This is a genomic window from Nocardia sp. bgisy134 (assembly GCF_057708325.1).
In genome coordinates this window covers 124,871-139,858 of the sequence record NZ_JBYIRW010000009.1, presented here as the reverse complement: position 1 = coordinate 139,858, position 14,988 = coordinate 124,871, and the positions used below count along the sequence as shown (strand labels likewise).

At 66.3% G+C, this 14,988-nt stretch carries 11 protein-coding genes and 1 pseudogene; 6 read left to right on the top strand and 6 right to left on the bottom strand.

Features of this window, described 5'->3' with window-relative positions:
• Positions 1–77: 77 nt before the first annotated feature.
• The 3 genes and pseudogenes from AC3ERS_RS17730 to AC3ERS_RS17720 all read right to left on the bottom strand — a co-directional run bounded on the left by AC3ERS_RS17730 (position 78) and on the right by AC3ERS_RS17720 (position 5,183).
• Positions 78–4,310 carry a WGR domain-containing protein gene (locus AC3ERS_RS17730; RefSeq protein WP_431968794.1) on the bottom strand — a complete coding sequence of 1,411 codons (4,233 nt, stop codon included), beginning with the start codon at positions 4,308–4,310 and terminating at the stop codon, positions 78–80.
• A gap of 376 nt (positions 4,311–4,686) precedes the next feature.
• Positions 4,687–4,785: pseudogene (locus AC3ERS_RS17725) on the bottom strand (SDR family NAD(P)-dependent oxidoreductase); the annotation flags it as partial.
• 29 nt (positions 4,786–4,814) lie between these two features.
• Positions 4,815–5,183: an antibiotic biosynthesis monooxygenase family protein gene (locus AC3ERS_RS17720; RefSeq protein WP_431968792.1), complete on the bottom strand. Its 369-nt coding sequence runs from the start codon at positions 5,181–5,183 to the stop codon at positions 4,815–4,817.
• A gap of 46 nt (positions 5,184–5,229) precedes the next feature.
• On the opposite strand from AC3ERS_RS17720, the gene AC3ERS_RS17715 reads away from it, so the two are divergent.
• Positions 5,230–5,715 carry a MarR family winged helix-turn-helix transcriptional regulator gene (locus AC3ERS_RS17715; protein WP_431968790.1) on the top strand — a complete coding sequence of 162 codons (486 nt, stop codon included), beginning with the start codon at positions 5,230–5,232 and terminating at the stop codon, positions 5,713–5,715.
• A gap of 379 nt (positions 5,716–6,094) precedes the next feature.
• Here AC3ERS_RS17715 and AC3ERS_RS17710 read toward each other — a convergent pair whose 3' ends face one another.
• The gene (locus tag AC3ERS_RS17710) at positions 6,095–7,963 is read right to left on the bottom strand and encodes an acetolactate synthase large subunit (protein ID WP_431968788.1); all 1,869 of its coding nucleotides are present in this window, start codon (positions 7,961–7,963) and stop codon (positions 6,095–6,097) included.
• Positions 7,964–8,785: 822 nt separating this feature from the next.
• Here AC3ERS_RS17710 and AC3ERS_RS17705 point away from each other — a divergent pair.
• From AC3ERS_RS17705 to AC3ERS_RS17695, 3 genes are all read left to right on the top strand, one after another.
• On the top strand, positions 8,786–9,760 hold the full coding sequence (locus AC3ERS_RS17705) for a DUF2332 domain-containing protein (protein ID WP_431968786.1): 975 nt from the start codon (positions 8,786–8,788) through the stop codon (positions 9,758–9,760).
• A 185-nt stretch (positions 9,761–9,945) separates the two neighbouring features.
• On the top strand, positions 9,946–10,341 hold the full coding sequence (locus AC3ERS_RS17700) for a carboxymuconolactone decarboxylase family protein (protein WP_431968784.1): 396 nt from the start codon (positions 9,946–9,948) through the stop codon (positions 10,339–10,341).
• A gap of 248 nt (positions 10,342–10,589) precedes the next feature.
• Positions 10,590–11,615: a hypothetical protein gene (locus AC3ERS_RS17695; protein WP_431968782.1), complete on the top strand. Its 1,026-nt coding sequence runs from the start codon at positions 10,590–10,592 to the stop codon at positions 11,613–11,615.
• On the opposite strand, the gene AC3ERS_RS17690 is transcribed toward AC3ERS_RS17695, so the two are convergent.
• Together AC3ERS_RS17690 and AC3ERS_RS17685 are read right to left on the bottom strand one after the other, a co-directional pair.
• The gene (locus AC3ERS_RS17690; protein WP_431969104.1) at positions 11,612–12,004 is read right to left on the bottom strand and encodes a hypothetical protein; all 393 of its coding nucleotides are present in this window, start codon (positions 12,002–12,004) and stop codon (positions 11,612–11,614) included. The two genes, AC3ERS_RS17695 and AC3ERS_RS17690, sit on opposite strands and share 4 nt — an antisense overlap.
• Complete coding sequence (locus tag AC3ERS_RS17685) at positions 11,985–12,359, bottom strand: helix-turn-helix domain-containing protein (RefSeq protein ID WP_431968780.1); 375 nt, start codon at positions 12,357–12,359, stop codon at positions 11,985–11,987. The genes AC3ERS_RS17690 and AC3ERS_RS17685 overlap by 20 nt, the downstream gene beginning before the upstream one ends.
• Positions 12,360–12,508: 149 nt before the next feature.
• Between AC3ERS_RS17685 and AC3ERS_RS17680 the strand changes: the two genes are divergently transcribed.
• Positions 12,509–13,225 (top strand): alpha/beta fold hydrolase, encoded by a 717-nt coding sequence (locus AC3ERS_RS17680; RefSeq protein ID WP_431968778.1) that lies wholly within the window; start codon positions 12,509–12,511, stop codon positions 13,223–13,225.
• A 211-nt stretch (positions 13,226–13,436) separates the two neighbouring features.
• On the top strand, positions 13,437–14,981 hold the full coding sequence (locus AC3ERS_RS17675; protein ID WP_431968776.1) for a hypothetical protein: 1,545 nt from the start codon (positions 13,437–13,439) through the stop codon (positions 14,979–14,981).
• Positions 14,982–14,988 lie beyond the last annotated feature (7 nt).

Here is a 14,988-nt window from a genome sequence, read left to right as displayed (position 1 = left end):
CGAACTCGGGATCGGTGTCGACGATCTCGCCGACACCTACGCCACCTTCGCGTGCCAACTGCTCGGCTGAGTGCGCGTCAGTCAGCGGTCTCCCGGTATCCGCTCTTCTGTTTGGCGGCAATTGTTTTCGCGGCCTGGGCGGCGGCCTTGACCGGGTCGCCGTAGCGTTTGGTGTTGACGGTGCCCACGGCGCCTTCTCTACCGTGCCGGGTGGCGACGGTATCGAGGCCGGGATCGGTGACGATCTCCCAGAATTTGGTGCCGTGCGGCCCGGCGGCCTCGAAGTACCGGCGAGTGAGTTCGGGGCCGCGCCGCTGGCCGCCGAAGAGCATCATGGTTTCGGGCGCTGCCTGTTCGAGGTGGTGGGCGAATCGGCTCAGGAACGAGGACGCGAGGATCCACGACAGCGACTTCTCCCACCACGCCTCGGCCGGATGCTGATCCAGGTACATGAAGACCCGGTCGTCGGAGCTCGGTGACACATCGGAGAATACGGTGTCGACCGTGCCGTCGAGGCCGACCACCAGCGCGCTCATGGCCGACAGCACGGGTTCCCATTCGAGTTGCTGCTCACCGCGCAGCGCGGCCGTGTACTTCGCCCCGAGTTTGCGCATGCGGGCCCGTTCCTGCCGTACCTCGGCGGGGCACAGGAGTCGCAGACCGGTCTCTCCGATTCGCCACTCGGCGTAGCCGATACGCTCCCACAGCGTGCGCAGGATGGCGGGTAGCGGTGCCGCGAGCTCGGCTTCGAGGGCGTCGATGTCCTCGGGCGAGGCGGGTGGACCGACTTCCACCTCGAACCCGTGCAGACCGGGCGAATGCGCGGTGAAACCCTGTGCCGTCAGGTATTCGGCGATCTCGCCGAGGGCGGCGACATGCCAGGCGGGGTCTTGATTGTCGACGCGGATGCGAGCGCGGACCCATTCGGCGACGGTCAGTTCCTCGCGTACCCGATAGCCGTTCCAGGTCACCCACTCCAGTTTGGACAGCGCCGCACCATCGCGATACAGCTCCAGCTCCCGGCGTTCATGAGCCGCCGCGAGCGCCGCGTCCACCGCGAACCGGGGCCGGTCGAAGGCCATCAGGCGCTCGCTGTCAGCGTCGGGCCGGTAAAAGGTGCGCAGGATCGCCGCCCGGCCGGGCAGATACCACGGATCGGATTCGGTGTATTTCGCCGCCGCGCAGGTGGTTTTCATTCGGGTGAAGGCGTTTTCGGCGGTGGCCGGGTCGGGAAAGGTGAGGCCGACCGTGTCGAAGCGGCCGTTGTTGACGCCCCACCGGTACACGATCTGGTCGAGATAGCGCACCAATTCGACGAATTCGTTGCCCGAGACCGTCCACAACAACGCGCGCGCGGATTGCTCGCGCCCCTCGCCCAGGAATTCTCGCATACCGCTATGGCCGATCCGGCTCGACTGGAAGGGGGTGCCGTCCGACATGCCGAATCCGTCGAAGGCGTGGATATCGCCGTCCGAGTCGAGGAACCACACCTCTCCCGTGATTCGGTCGGTGAGCAGACGTCGCCGCACGGTGGTGCCCGCCAAGGTCCCGAGGTCGTCGTCACCGATCCGAGCGAGCGGCCGCCCCGCCGCACGTGCTCGCTCGCCCTTGTCGAGTAGGTCACGCCGCGCCGAATCGGCCTCTCCTGACAGCACGTTGGCGAGTTGGGCGCGCATGTCGTCCGAGATGAGCGGATCGGCCCACTCTCGTCCACGAGACAGGTTGTCGGGCTCGATGGCGTCGACAGCGATGGATTCCCAAGTGGCGTAGGCGGTTCGGACCAGGCCGTACTCATCGGCTTCCAACGCGGCAATGATGCCGACAGCCAGCGCGTACTTGAACACCCGCTGTTCGGTCTCGTCCTGCGGTGTCGCCCAGTCGCTGATCTCACGCAGCAGTTCGACCATGGGCCATCGCTGTTTCACGTGATCGGTGACGGCATTGGCGTAGTGCGCGGCAGCACGATGGTCGTGTCGATCGTGCAACCGCCGCATGACATCCCGGTGCACCTCCGCCGAGAAGATCTCGCCGAGTGCGTTGCCCATCCGCCAGATGCTGCGTCGTTCGGTGAACAGCCGCTCGATCAACGCCGTGCGCGCGGTGTCGGAGTTCAGGTTCCGTACCGCGGAATACAGATTGGCGACCACATCCTCGAGCTGATCGTCCACCGTCTGCCCGTGGCTGAGCGCCACGCTGTGCACCGGGTCGGAGTCGGCATAGCGGCGGCCGTAGTCGTCGAGCGCCTCGATGAGAAAGTCGTGCGCACCGGAGTGCTGGAAGCGATACAGCTGGTGGCCCGCGACATTGCGAGCGCCTATTCCGGGATGGGCCACAATTGTGTCGATCATGGCGGCGGCGGCCCGCACGGCCTGCTCGGGCGACGCCCGTCGCAGCACACAATGCTTCTTGCTCGAATCGAACAACTGCTGCCACAGCGCTTCGACCGTGCTGGCCGGTGCGGGCAGGCCCGCCAGCCGCATCAGTTCATCGAATACCGGCGGATGATGCGCCACCGGGGCCAGTGCGAGGCAGACAGCCTTCTTCAGTTCGTCGTTGTTCATCTCGGCGAGGATGTCGGACGCATCCGGCTCCGGTGTGTGCTCGAGCAGCCGGATAAGCACTGGAACGAAGGCACTGTCCGGGGAGTCCACGCGCAGCCCCTGGACCACGCGGGTGCGCACCTCGGCGGGCAGGTGCTCGATACCGGTGGCGGCCAGCGCGGCCCGCTCGGCGTGCGCGCTGCCGAGCATGGCGCTCAGCGCCCATTCGATCACCTCGGCCGGCGAGTCCTCGACGTCCGCGCGCCGCAGAACACGTTGTGCGACAAGCTCGCTCAGCTCGGCACCGTCGATCTCGGCCAGAATGGCGGCGTGGTCGCCCGCGGCATCGCCCAGCCGCTGCAGGTAGGAGGATGATATCTGGGCGTCGGCCCAGCGGAGGTCGAGCTCCGCGCGGGTCAGCACCGGTTCGGTCTCGCACAGTTCGTGGGCCCGCCGCAGGGCGATCAGGCACGCACCGCTGTGTGGGTCTTTGCCGAGCAGCTCTCCGGCCGCCGCGGCGAGCGCCGCGCCGTCGCGCACCAGCGGCGTCACCACGGACAGCGCCCACACGCGCGTCGACCAGGCGCAGGTGGACGTGAGCAGCAAACGCACGAGGGTGTCCGCGGCCGGGCTGTGATCGTGTCCCGCCAGCCGATCCGCCTCGGCGCGCACCAGTGCCGTACCCGTCGTGACGGGCATGCGATCCAGGGCGGCGCGCACCTGTTCGGCGGTGAGCGTTCCGTTGTTCAGGCCGTGAACGATCCAGCTCGCCCGGCCCAGCGGCACGTGCTCCGGGGCCATCTCCATCGCTGTGAGCGCGGCCCGCGTTCGCGCCTCGTCGTCGGAAGCGACGTACTGCTGAAGCAGCGAACGGCGGACGCGGAACTCCGGCACGGACGCCACGTCGCCGTCGATCGCCAGCGTGCCGAAGACCTCTGCGAAGGCGTCCAGTAGGTCGGAACGCTCCTCGGCACGGCCGATCTCGGCGAGTACGCGGGCGCGGTCGTCGTCCTGCATGAGCAGACCGGTGTGCAGCAGCCAGTAGATGGACAGATGTGGATCTCGGTGCAGCAGCGGCAATTCCACCTCGAGCACCTTCCGGGCGTCGGCAGCGTTCCACAGATGCAGGAAGTGCCCGGCGGCGCTGGACGCCAGGTCATCAGCGGACTGCATGGGCTGTCCGTCGCGCAGCAACGGCTGCGCCAGCAGCCACATCAGCCACTGATAGCGCTTCGCCAGTTCGGCGCTGGTCGGGTCGGGTTCGGAGTCCGCGGCCGATGACGGCGAACGGAAGGAGTCGCGAATATCGAATCTCGACCGCTCGTCCTCGTCGTTCGCTTCGGCGCGCTCGAGCTCGTCCCGGTAGGCCAGCCAGTCGTCGAAAGAGTCGAACCACAGTTCCAGTTCCCGGGTTTCGTGACTCTGCCACCACACCCGGCCGCTGCCGCGCAGATCCAGCAGCGTGTAGTCGTCCCCCTCGTCGTCGATGACGACGAAGCCGCTCAGCGATTTGTCGATCGCTCCGAAGTACGGGTAGTTGATCGCCAAGTGGGCGTCCACGAGCGGGCCGCGCTCGCCCACCCAATACTCGAGCAGCCGGTCGTCGAGGGCGTCGGCTACGCGAGCGGGTACGGGCACGCCGAAGTAGCGGCTGGCGGATCGGTGCAGGTCCATGGCTTCTTTCTGGTATCGAAATGCGCTGTGCCGGTACGAAAGACGGTTCTGGTCCGAGATGGCTCGCCAGCTTGTAGCAGATGGCTGGGCCCACACCGTCCAGACGAACGATCGTATGGTCCGGGACGCTACCGTTCGGCTGTGACAGGAACGGCAGACACCGATTCCACTCCTGCGGTACAGGGATGACGGTGGCCGAGTCGGACGCCCGCCGGTCGAGGATTCGCGCGTATCCCGCAGTCGCGCGGCGCCTTTCGCGTGGTACGCCACTTGCGATGGCTGCCAGGCCGAACGCGGGGCCCGTGCCGTTGCCGCGCGGCGAAAGCGGTCTCGATGTGCATCCCCCGATCGGCGGGTTCAACGCCGGGGGTGTTACCCGTGGTCGCCTGCGCTATTCAGCAGGGCTGCTCGAGGGCGGACGCGTGTGGTCACCGACAGCACGCCGACTACGCGGTCTTCAGCGTGCCGTCGTGCGGACGCCCTCGCGGGCCAGTGTCTCGGCGATGGCGAGGCCGATGCCCCGTCCGGCGCCGGTGACGACGGCGGTCTTTCCGGTGGGATGTAGATCCATGAGAACGACCTTTCTCGGGGCTTCCGGCGTTAGAGGAGTGTGTCTCCAGGCGCCACGTCGATCGCGGTCCGGTAGACCATGGGGCGCGGGGTGACGTCGAGCTCGGGGTCGTCGGTCAACCGTTTGATCGATTGCTGCCACTCCGGGTTGGTTCGAGCCGCGTCCAAGGCGGTGCCGGTGGCCCATTCCGCCACATTGATGAAGGTCAGCTCGGCCTTGTCGTTGACCGCTTGGAGCATGCGCGCGCGGAGGAATCCGGGCGCGGACGCCATGCACCGCGCGTTGTCCTTCCAGCGGTCGAGGAATCGATCCTTCTGCGACATGGGCACCGAGAAGGCGTTGACGAGTGTCACCGGCTGCTCGGTGCCGGCCATCGTGTGTCCGGTCGGGATAGTCATATTGTCATCTTAGATGACAGTATCGTGCGCTTGCTACTGTCGATGTGTGCCGAATCAGCCGCTGGACGACCGGGGCGTCTTCTTGTTGTCCCAGATCGGCCACCACGTCTCGTACCTGTTCACCGCGCGGCTCGCACCGCTGGGGCTCGAACCCGCGCACTTCGGAATCCTCACCCACCTGGTGGCCGTCGACGGGCGCAGTCAGCAGGAGCTCGCCGATCTGCTGAACGTGCACCGCAACGCCATGGTCGGGCTCGTCGACGAACTGGAAGAACGCGGACTGGTGCGCCGCGGAAGACATCCCACCGATCGGCGCGCCCATGCGGTGCATTTGACCGAACGCGCTCGCCGGGCCCTCTCCGAAGCCGAAGCCGAGGCCGAGGCCATCGAGAACGAGATCCTCGCACCGCTCGACGAGGCCGAGCGGGCGAACCTCATCCAGCAACTGCGCCGACTTTCCTCGCATGCGGGGTTGCCGCCGGGTATTCATCCCGGCCTCCAGCGACGGCGGCGGGCCACCCCTTCGGTGTAGGCGACTGGGTGCCTCGCCACGAACGAAGTCGAGCTTTAGGTCGAAGGCTGAAGGTGATCTCAGTGATCTCGTGAGAGGTAGGAGAGGGCCGAGCGGACCAAACTCGGGATGTTGAAGATCACCCTCACTCAGGACGGTACGGACGCCTGTGCCGCTGCCCTCCGCATCGCTACCGGCCTCGAACCCGCTATCGGCGCAACCGATAGCAGACAGTCGCGACGCGAGGGGCTGCATGAGTAAGGCCAGGACTCCTGACGCGCCAGGACGGCGGTCGGCCGCACCGGAGCCGGGTCGCTGAAACGCATGCGGGCTCGCCGCCGAGGGATCGCGGCGAGCCCGCGCGGGCCGAGCCGGTGTCGCACCGCCGCCGAGCCGCGACTTATCGCGTACCCGTCTGCGCCGCATTGGTTTCGGCCGTACCGGCGTCCGCGTCGTCGAAGAGCGGTCGCAGATTCCGGGCGGCCATGATCAGGTCGTTGCCCGCGCCCGCTTCGATCATCGGCCACACCTGGGCGTCCGATCCGACGACGAAGTCGATGACGACCGGTCGGTCGTGCACGGCGCGGGCCGCTTCGATCACGCTCGCGACGTCCGCTTCTCGCCCGCAGCGCAGCCCGACGCAACCGAGAGCTTCGGCGAGTTCGACGAAATCGGGGATGCGCCGGGAGTGGGTGGCCAGCTCGCTCTGCGAATAGCGTTCCTCGTAGAAGAGGTGCTGCCACTGACGGATCATGCCGAGATGGCCGTTGTTGATCACCGCCACCTTGATCGGCACGCCTTCGACGGCCGCGGTGGCCAGCTCCTGGTTGGTCATCTGGAAGCAGCCGTCGCCGTCGATGGCCCAGACTTCCGCCTGCGGCACACCGAGTTTGGCGCCGAGGGCGGCGGGAACGGCGTAGCCCATGGTGCCCATACCGCCGGAGTTGAGCCACGTCCGGGGCTTCTCGTACTCGATGAACTGCGCGGCCCACATCTGATGCTGGCCGACACCGGCGCAGAAGATGGCGTCGGGCCCGGCGGCACGCCCGAGGGCGCGGATGACGAACTGCGGTGCGAGCGCGCCGTCCGCGGGCCGGTCGTAGCCGAGCGGATACGACGCGCGGAGCTCGCGCAGCGTCGCCCACCAGGCCGACAGGTCCGGCAACGGTTCCCGATGCGCGTCGAGCGCGGCGATCAGGCTTTCCAGTACCGCTCGACAGTCACCGACGATCGGCACGTCGGCGTGCCGGATCTTGCCGATTTCGGCGGGATCGATGTCGGCGTGGATCACCGCGGCGTGCGGGGCGAAGGAGCGGGGGTCGCCGGTGACTCGGTCGTCGAACCGGGCGCCGAGGGCGATCAGCAGATCGCTCTTCTGCATTGCCGCCACCGCGGCGACCGTTCCGTGCATGCCGGGCATGCCGAGGTGCTGGGGATGGCTGTCGGGAAACGCACCGCGCGCCATGAGGGTGGTCACCACCGGAATGCCGGTGCGTTCGGCGAAAGTGCGCAACGCGGAGGTGGCTTCGGCCTTGAGGACGCCTCCGCCCACGTAGAGCACCGGCGCGTGCGCCCGCGCGATGAGGTGCAGCGCCGCTCGGAGCTGGCGTGGATTCGGCTCGGTGACCGGCCGATAGCCGGACAGCCGCGGTTGCGGCGGCCAGCGGAAGACCGTCTGGGCGCGCAGCACGTCCTTCGGGATGTCCACCAGGACCGCGCCCGGCCTGCCCGAACTGGCCAGGTGGAATGCCTCGGCGAGGATTCGCGGGATGTCGGCGCCGCGGGTGACGAGGACGTTGTGCTTGGTGATCGGCATCGTGATGCCGGTGATGTCGGCTTCCTGGAATGCGTCGGTACCTATCATGGGCCTCGGCACCTGACCGGTGATCGCCACGAGGGGAACGGAATCGGCTTGCGCGTCGGCGAGCGGGGTCACCAGATTCGTCGCGCCAGGGCCCGAGGTCGCCATGCACACCCCGACCCGGCCGGTCGCCTGGGCATAGCCCGTTGCGGCGTGACCGGCGCCCTGCTCGTGCCGCACCAGCACGTGGCGGATGCGCCGGGAGTCGAGCAGCGGATCGTAGACCGGCAGGATCGCCCCGCCCGGAATGCCGAAGACCACCTCGACGCCGAGTTCCTCCAGCGATCGCACCACGGATCGCGCGCCGGTGACACGTTTGACGATCGGCTCGTTGGTGCCGGAAATATCTGTGGGACAGCGATTTTCGCTGTGCTGCGGCGCTTCGGGCCGTGACAGGGCGGATCTCACGGGAAACTCCTTCTGATGCGCCGCGCGCGGCGGCGACCGTGGGCGAGCGCACCGGCCCGATCCGGCACTGCCGGAACGGCTCGATTCCGGAGATGCCGGTACGCGTCGAGGGAAAGCCGTTCCTGACCGGGCACACCGACTTGTTCCGGCGGGTCTCTCCGCCGTGGGTGTGCCGCAAGATGATCGGCTCGCCGGTCCGGGTTCCCGTGGTGAGGACGGACCGTCCTGGCGCGGACGCCTGATGCGGCGTGCACGCACTGCCGATGATCTTAACCGACCCTCGGCCGCATCCCCGATGCCACCCGCTACCTGTCGCCAGGCGCGGGATCGAAGGGATCGCCGCGCCAGACCGTCCTCAGCCGTTGCCGCCGGTCGTCCGCGGGCGGAGTTTGTCGGGGTTGCGGACCGCCGTATCACCGGCGGACCGGAACACGCTGCCGCGCAGCAACTCCGACGCACCATGGACCCTCGCCACACCGCGGCGGCGATCGGCATGAGCGACAACGAACGCGCCCACGCGTTAACCATCACCGACCAGCAGTTGCACCAGCGACTCGAGCTTTGCCCACGCTACCCGCTCGATGAGCCGACATCCGGCGAGTCAGCACCGACGCCCACGGGCATCGCCTGTGATACCCCGAATAGCACTGCATTCCAGCCGAGTTCGGCGATCATGCGGCCGATCACCACCCGGGAAGTCACCGACCGGCGCTCCGGGCGAAATCACTCCGAACTCGATCGAATGGGCAAGGCGTTCTACGGTTTTCGTCGACCGGATCCGTTGGCTGGTCAGCTCGGTGGATGTTCGGATAGAACGAGAATGTGGATTGGGAGACGACCGCTGACCGGTATCGACGTTTCGCCGAGTTCGAGGCTCGGGGCAGTTCGTCGTGTTATGAGTTGTGGGCGTGGGGGATTGCGTCGGATAACCGGCTGTTGTCGTTGATCGATCGGCTTCCGGAGGAGAAGAGGCAGCCGAATCTCGTGTTGACGGCGGCGCGCTATCTCGGGGTCGGTGAGTCGTCGTATCCCGCGTTCAGGGATTGGGTGTTCCAGCATTGGGATGATGTCGCGCGGGTTGTGACGGCGCGCAGGACGCAGACCAACGAGGTCGGCAGGGCCGCGGTGCTGCTTCCGGCGTTGGCGCAACTTGCCGGTCCATTGGCGTTGATCGAGGTCGGTGCGTCGGCGGGGCTGTGCCTGTATCCGGATCTGTTCAGCTATCGCTATGACGGTCGCATCGATCTGCATCCAGCCGGTGGCGCCTCCGGCGTGATGTTGCGGTGTGTGACTTCGGGGGAGCCGCCCATCCCGGATCGCTTGCCCGAGGTCGTGTGGCGGGCGGGCGTCGATCTGAACCCGCTGGATGTGAGCGATGCCGACGAGATGCGTTGGCTGGAATGCCTCGTGTGGCCGGGACAGCCCGAGCGGCTGCGACGGCTGCGCGAAGCGGTGGCGATCGCCCGGGCCAGGCCGGTGGATGTCGTGACCGGGGATCTGAACGAGACGGTGACCGAGTTGGTCGACGCCGCGCCGGATGGGACGACGGTGGTGGTCTTCCACAGCGCCGTCTTGGCTTATCTGAGCGTCGACGAACGAGTCCGCTTCGAACGGACGATCCGAAGCTTGCCCTGTCACTGGTTGTCCAACGAAGGCTGCGGTGTCGTGGGATCGGTGGCCGAGCAGCTTCCGGTTCCCGCTCAGGACACGCCAGGGCGGTTCGTCGTCGCATTGGACGGGATTCCGCTGGGATATGCCGGTGCACATGGTCAGACGCTCGATTGGTTCCGTCACTGACCCGGTTCCGAATACATCCCCGGTCCACGGAACCGAACGCCCTGACACACGCGGTCTCATCGCCGTCGAGATTCGTGGACGACACGCACCTGCCCCTCGATCCCCGGGGCAGTGAGGCCGTGCACTCGCGGTCCGTAAAGTGGCTCGGCGCGGCCACGCGAACCCGCGAGACAGGAAACGAAACTATGGACACCAACCCCGACGCGGCGGCGTCACCCGCCTACACGAGCGGTTTGAACACCCGCCGCGAAGTCATGGGCGACGAATTCGTCGACCGCGCACTGGCTCGCACCGCGGGCACCGAATCCGAGCAGATCCAACGCTTCGTCACCGAACACGTCTGGGACGCGGTCTGGAATCGGCCGGGCCTCGACCGGCGGGAACGCAGCCTGCTGAACCTCGGCATCCTGACTGCGCTGCGGGCGCACGAAGAACTCGCGGGTCACGTGCGCGGCGCCCTCAACAACGGACTCACCCGCGAGGAAATCGTCGAGGCGATCATCCACACCAGCGGATACTGCGGCGCACCCGCCGCACTCTCCGCCATGCGCGTCGTCCAGCAGCAATTCGATCAGGCCTGATCCCGCGGCCCGTGCGACAGCGGGATCGAGATCGTGTTCGGCTCTTTCGTCGAGATCGCGAGCTGGATCGCTCTTCAATAGGCCTGGCGGAGAGCTAGTGCCGCGTCCAGAATGGCTGATGCCGTAACTGCCCGGCGCTGTTCCCGTGGGCCCCAGTCGAAGTCGATCCATAACCGCCGAACCAAGGACATTCGAGAACGTCCTTCCTCAACGACCTGACGCGCTAACCTCTGGCAGGATGAACGGCTATGCGCTTCACCGTGCCCACCATCGCGTTGATGATGGGGGCAGTCCTGCTGACTGGATGTTCGCTCTTCGCGCAAGGGCCCGATCAGGCCGAGCGTGACAGCTGGTCCCGGGTGATCGAGACGGCCATCGAGGCCCTTCCGGGGGTGGCCGACGCGTCACATACGTTCCAGTACCACCCGTACGGCCCCAACTCGTACTACATCTCCAAGCTCGACGTGCAGCTCGACGATGACGCAACACCAGCCGAGGCCGCGTCTGTGGTGCGTGTCATGGGCGCTCAGCAGCTGCCGCCGCACTATCAAGGCGACTCGACCTTGGTCAGAATCCACCGGATGACAGACTCCTATTTCGGGGACTGGCGGTTCGGGCGGGACGTGGACGTGGAAGCGAACGCGGCATACACCTGGACACGAGTGTCATCGGCCAATACCGGTGCGGAGATTCACTGGGCCACCCACGGCGTCAAGCCCGCCGGAGACGCGGACGGAGCCGAATCCATCAGTGTCCGAGCGGGCTCCGAGGCCGAACCCCAGCGTGCCACTGCGGCGATGCGCCGAATCATCCAGGACTTCCCGGAACTGGCATCCAACGACTGGACAGTGTCCCCCCTTCATGAGGACGGCCTTTTTGAGCACCACTCGAGACTGGAACCCAGCTTGACGTACTTGGACCGCCGCCCCCGCTTCCCCTCCAACGGCGAACTCGAATTGTGGGAGTGGTTCCTGACCGATCAACCCACCTCGTCGATTGTCGAGGTGTCGGTATTCGACCCGCCCGACACAGCAGGCCGCACACTGGGCGTCACGGTATTCCCGCCCGTCGGAGAGAAATTCAGCGCTGCGCAGGCGACACAACTTGCCGATCGGCATCTTCGCTACTTGTCCCAGCGCGGTGTCGTGGTCGATTACACGATCATTACGCGCAACGGCCCCCGTTTCGCCGTCCTTGTCGGCGGCTGCCCAGAATCCGGGCGCGAGGTTTCACCGGAGTCGGAGCCCTTCGCGCGTCAGTATGAACGCTGCTAGTGCCGTGTCAGGCAATGTTCGCTAGGTAATCCGGTCGGCGGATTTTGGAGCCGACCGCGAAGTCCCGGACGCTGCAGGTTCAACGGCCCGAACTCGTCCACACAGATCACCCGGCCGTCGGCGGGCGGATGATCGTAGAGGTCGAGCACTCGCGCCATCTTGGCCTGAAAGTCAGGGTCGTTGCTGGCTTTCCACGTTTTCGTGGCCCGCCACGACACCCCGCCAGCTTCGAGGATCTGCCGGACGGTTTCGCGGCTGAGCTCGGCAATGCCGTTGGTCCGCAGCACTTCCGCCAATTTCGACAGGCTCCACGTCGAGAAGGGCCAGCCCAGGTCGCGGGGGCAGCACCGGGCGATCTGACAGATCCGATCACGCGTCGGTTGATCGATCTTCGCCGGTCTGCCCCCGCTCCATTTTGGACACCGTTGGCGAATTCGGATTCGCCAACGGTGTCCATTTTGTGTCCAGTGCGTCGAACCCTTTCTCGTTGAAGTCGTGGATCACCTGCCGCACATACGATTCCGACACCCCCATCAGCTTCGCGAGGAATCCGACCGGCTGATGCCGAGCCGAGGCCATCACCACCACGGCCCGCCGCATCCGGATCGGCTGTTTGCTACGCCGCGCGATCTGGGCCAGCTTGCGGCCCTCTTCGGGCGTCACCGCCCTGACGAACACATCTGGCTTGCGAGCCACCGGCATCACCTTCACCGGCAGCGTCACCGCCCACCCGTCGATGATCAACCCGCCACCCCGAGCCGCGGGGTTACAGCATCGACCTTCCCGGTCGAGGCACTAGGCGGAGTCTCGCACTACAGCGGATCCGACGGGGTGGCGATAGGGTAGGGCGCGTCGAATTCCGTACCTCGGATTCGCTGCGGTGAGGGGGCGAAATGCGATCGATGATGGTGCCTGCGGATGACGGGACCGCGCTGCACGTCGGTGTCACCGGCCGCGGTCCGGATGTCGTGGTTCTGTCCGGTGGACCGGGCTGCGTCCATTACCTGGAGGATGACGGGCTGGCGCCGCGCGGGATGCGGGCGTGGTACCCGGAGCCGAGGGGTGTCGGACGCTCCGAGGGCGGGCCGCACGACCTCGCGCAGGCAGTCGCCGACATCGAAGCGGTGCGCCGAGCCGGAGACATCGACAGCTGGGTTGTCCTCGGTCATTCCTGGGGCTCGGACCTGGCGGTGCGCTACGCGTTGGACCATCCCGACCGCGTCCGATCCGTGGTGGGCGTCGCCGGGCACGGATTGCACAAGGACCGCACCTGGTCGCAGGTGTACGAGTCCTCGCGGCATCTGGAGGATGATTTCGAGATCGATTGGGCGCCAGACGTTCACGCCTCCCTGAGTGCGTCGTTCGTGCAGTGGATTCACGAACCCGAATTGTTCCGCGGGCTGGCCGATTCCGAGGTCGCCATGACGTTCGTCGCTCCGCAGCACGATATCCGTCCGTCGTGGCCGCTGCGGCAACTCGCGGCCTTGGTCCCGCGCGGCAGCTTCGAGGAACTGCCCGGAGTTGCCCACAACCTGTGGTCGACCGATCCACAGGTGTGGGTCGACATCGTCACACGAGCGTGCCGCGCGGAGCCGCGATCTCGCCGCTGAACTGAATTCTTTTGTAGCAGACGTTATTTCAGACGATCGGCGTGCTGCACCCACATCCGACCGTGCACGTGAATCCGCCTGCCGCCCCGCCCTTCCAACAGATGCACTTCTTGTCCATCTTCAGTGTCCCCGGCTGGCACCCCGCCTGTGCCTGGCAATCCTCACGGGCGGCCTTGCACGCCTCCGCGATCGTCGCGCCATCCGCTTGACCTTGGCTCAGCTCGAGCGGCTCCGGACCGGGCATGGGCTCCTCGCCCACCGCGATGCGCATCATGCCGTCTCCGACTCCGCCGTGGGCGAGCTGGAACGCCGTGATCGCCGCGAGCGTCAGCGGGCCTGCCGCACCATCGACCGCGAGCGGTGGCAGGCCGATCAGCGCGATGTTGCGGTTGATCAATCTCTGGACATCCTGCACGTCCTCCGGCAGATTCTGGCCACCCGCGCCAACGGACCGAAAAACCATCACCGCACCTCCCTCTGTATTTCGGAAACGGTGCCCAATCGGTCGACCGCAATCGCGACCTTATTGATGCGACAGGCGTCCATCGCGAGTAGCGCGCTACTCGAATGCCACTCGGCCCCACCCGCATTGAATGCGTCGCCGAACGCGTTCAGTCGGCTGTCGCCGCAGCAGCCGTCACGTAAGCTGCCGGTAGCGTTTCGTGTCCTACGGTCCTCGGATGTGCAGCCGACAACACCAGTGGTTCGAGAACTGCCGGTGATCCTCCGCGAGAAAAGGCCGGTACTCATGTCTCTTGCCAGCCAGCTGACTACAGCCGTTCCCGCTCTTGCCGCCGGGGTTCTGGCGTTGGGTTCCGCTGTCTACTCGGTTCGGTCGACGACCAGGACCAGCAAGGACGTGGAGGTTCTCAAGGCGAAGCTGGTCCAAGAGGCCGCGGCCGCCGAGGCGCGACGGAACCTCGAGTACCAGGCCAGGGCGAAGATCTATGCCGAAAGTGAGCCCCTCGTTCTGAAACTCGCCGAAAGTGCGGACTACGCGGCATCCCGGATCATCGGTCTGTCCGAGCCGAGGAGGTGGCCTGCGTTGCAAGCAACGGTCGACAGCAGCACCAGTTGGATGTTGAGCCGCTCGTCGGAAGTGATCTCCACGGTCCACGCGCTGCTCGAACCGCTCGCTCTGCTCACCCTGCTCCGAGAGAAGACGAATTTCGTCGATTTGGCCTACGAGCGACGGCTGTTCGAAATCTACGCCCTCGCTCGCGGCGCCTACAACGCTCACCTCGACGACTACGCGATCGCCGAAATCCCACCGGCGCACACGTATGACCCGGTTGTTCCCGGATGGCGTGAGAAGCGTGTGGAGAACCCGGCGACCTATTGGTGGCAGGGGATCACCCGCGGGCGGTTGGACCCGGCCATCGAGGTGTGCATCAACCGCGAGGCCGATCGGGCCGCTACTGTCGATGAATTCGAGACGCGTTACATCGACTTGTTCAACCGTCCGGACGACAGCCGGCACAAGTCGCTTGGCCTGTTCTGCAACCCGATCTACAACTTTCGCCCCGAGGACCGGCCGGTCTTCTGGCGAATTCTGCTGTGTCAGTTGCTGATCTACCGCAGGCTATCGAAGCGAAGCCGGGTGTCCGGCGAAGTCGCGATGTCGGCGGGCCTGGATTTCGACCACAAGGACATCGATCAGCTTCGACGTTCGAACGCAATCAGCGATGAGTTGTTCGAGTCGAGTATTACCGCTGCGGTCGACTATACGAACCGGATTCTGGTGCGGAACGAATAATCGCTTA

What these genes read in the sequence shown, in the direction of transcription:
- AC3ERS_RS17700 (WP_431968784.1), top strand. Translation starts at nt 9,946, where the DNA reads ATGGACACCAACCCCGACGCGGCGGCGTCACCCGCCTACACGAGCGGT.
- AC3ERS_RS17680 (WP_431968778.1), top strand. Translation starts at nt 12,509, where the DNA reads ATGCGATCGATGATGGTGCCTGCGGATGACGGGACCGCGCTGCACGTC.
- AC3ERS_RS17720 (WP_431968792.1), bottom strand. Translation starts at nt 5,183, where the DNA reads ATGACTATCCCGACCGGACACACGATGGCCGGCACCGAGCAGCCGGTG.
- AC3ERS_RS17695 (WP_431968782.1), top strand. Translation starts at nt 10,590, where the DNA reads ATGCGCTTCACCGTGCCCACCATCGCGTTGATGATGGGGGCAGTCCTG.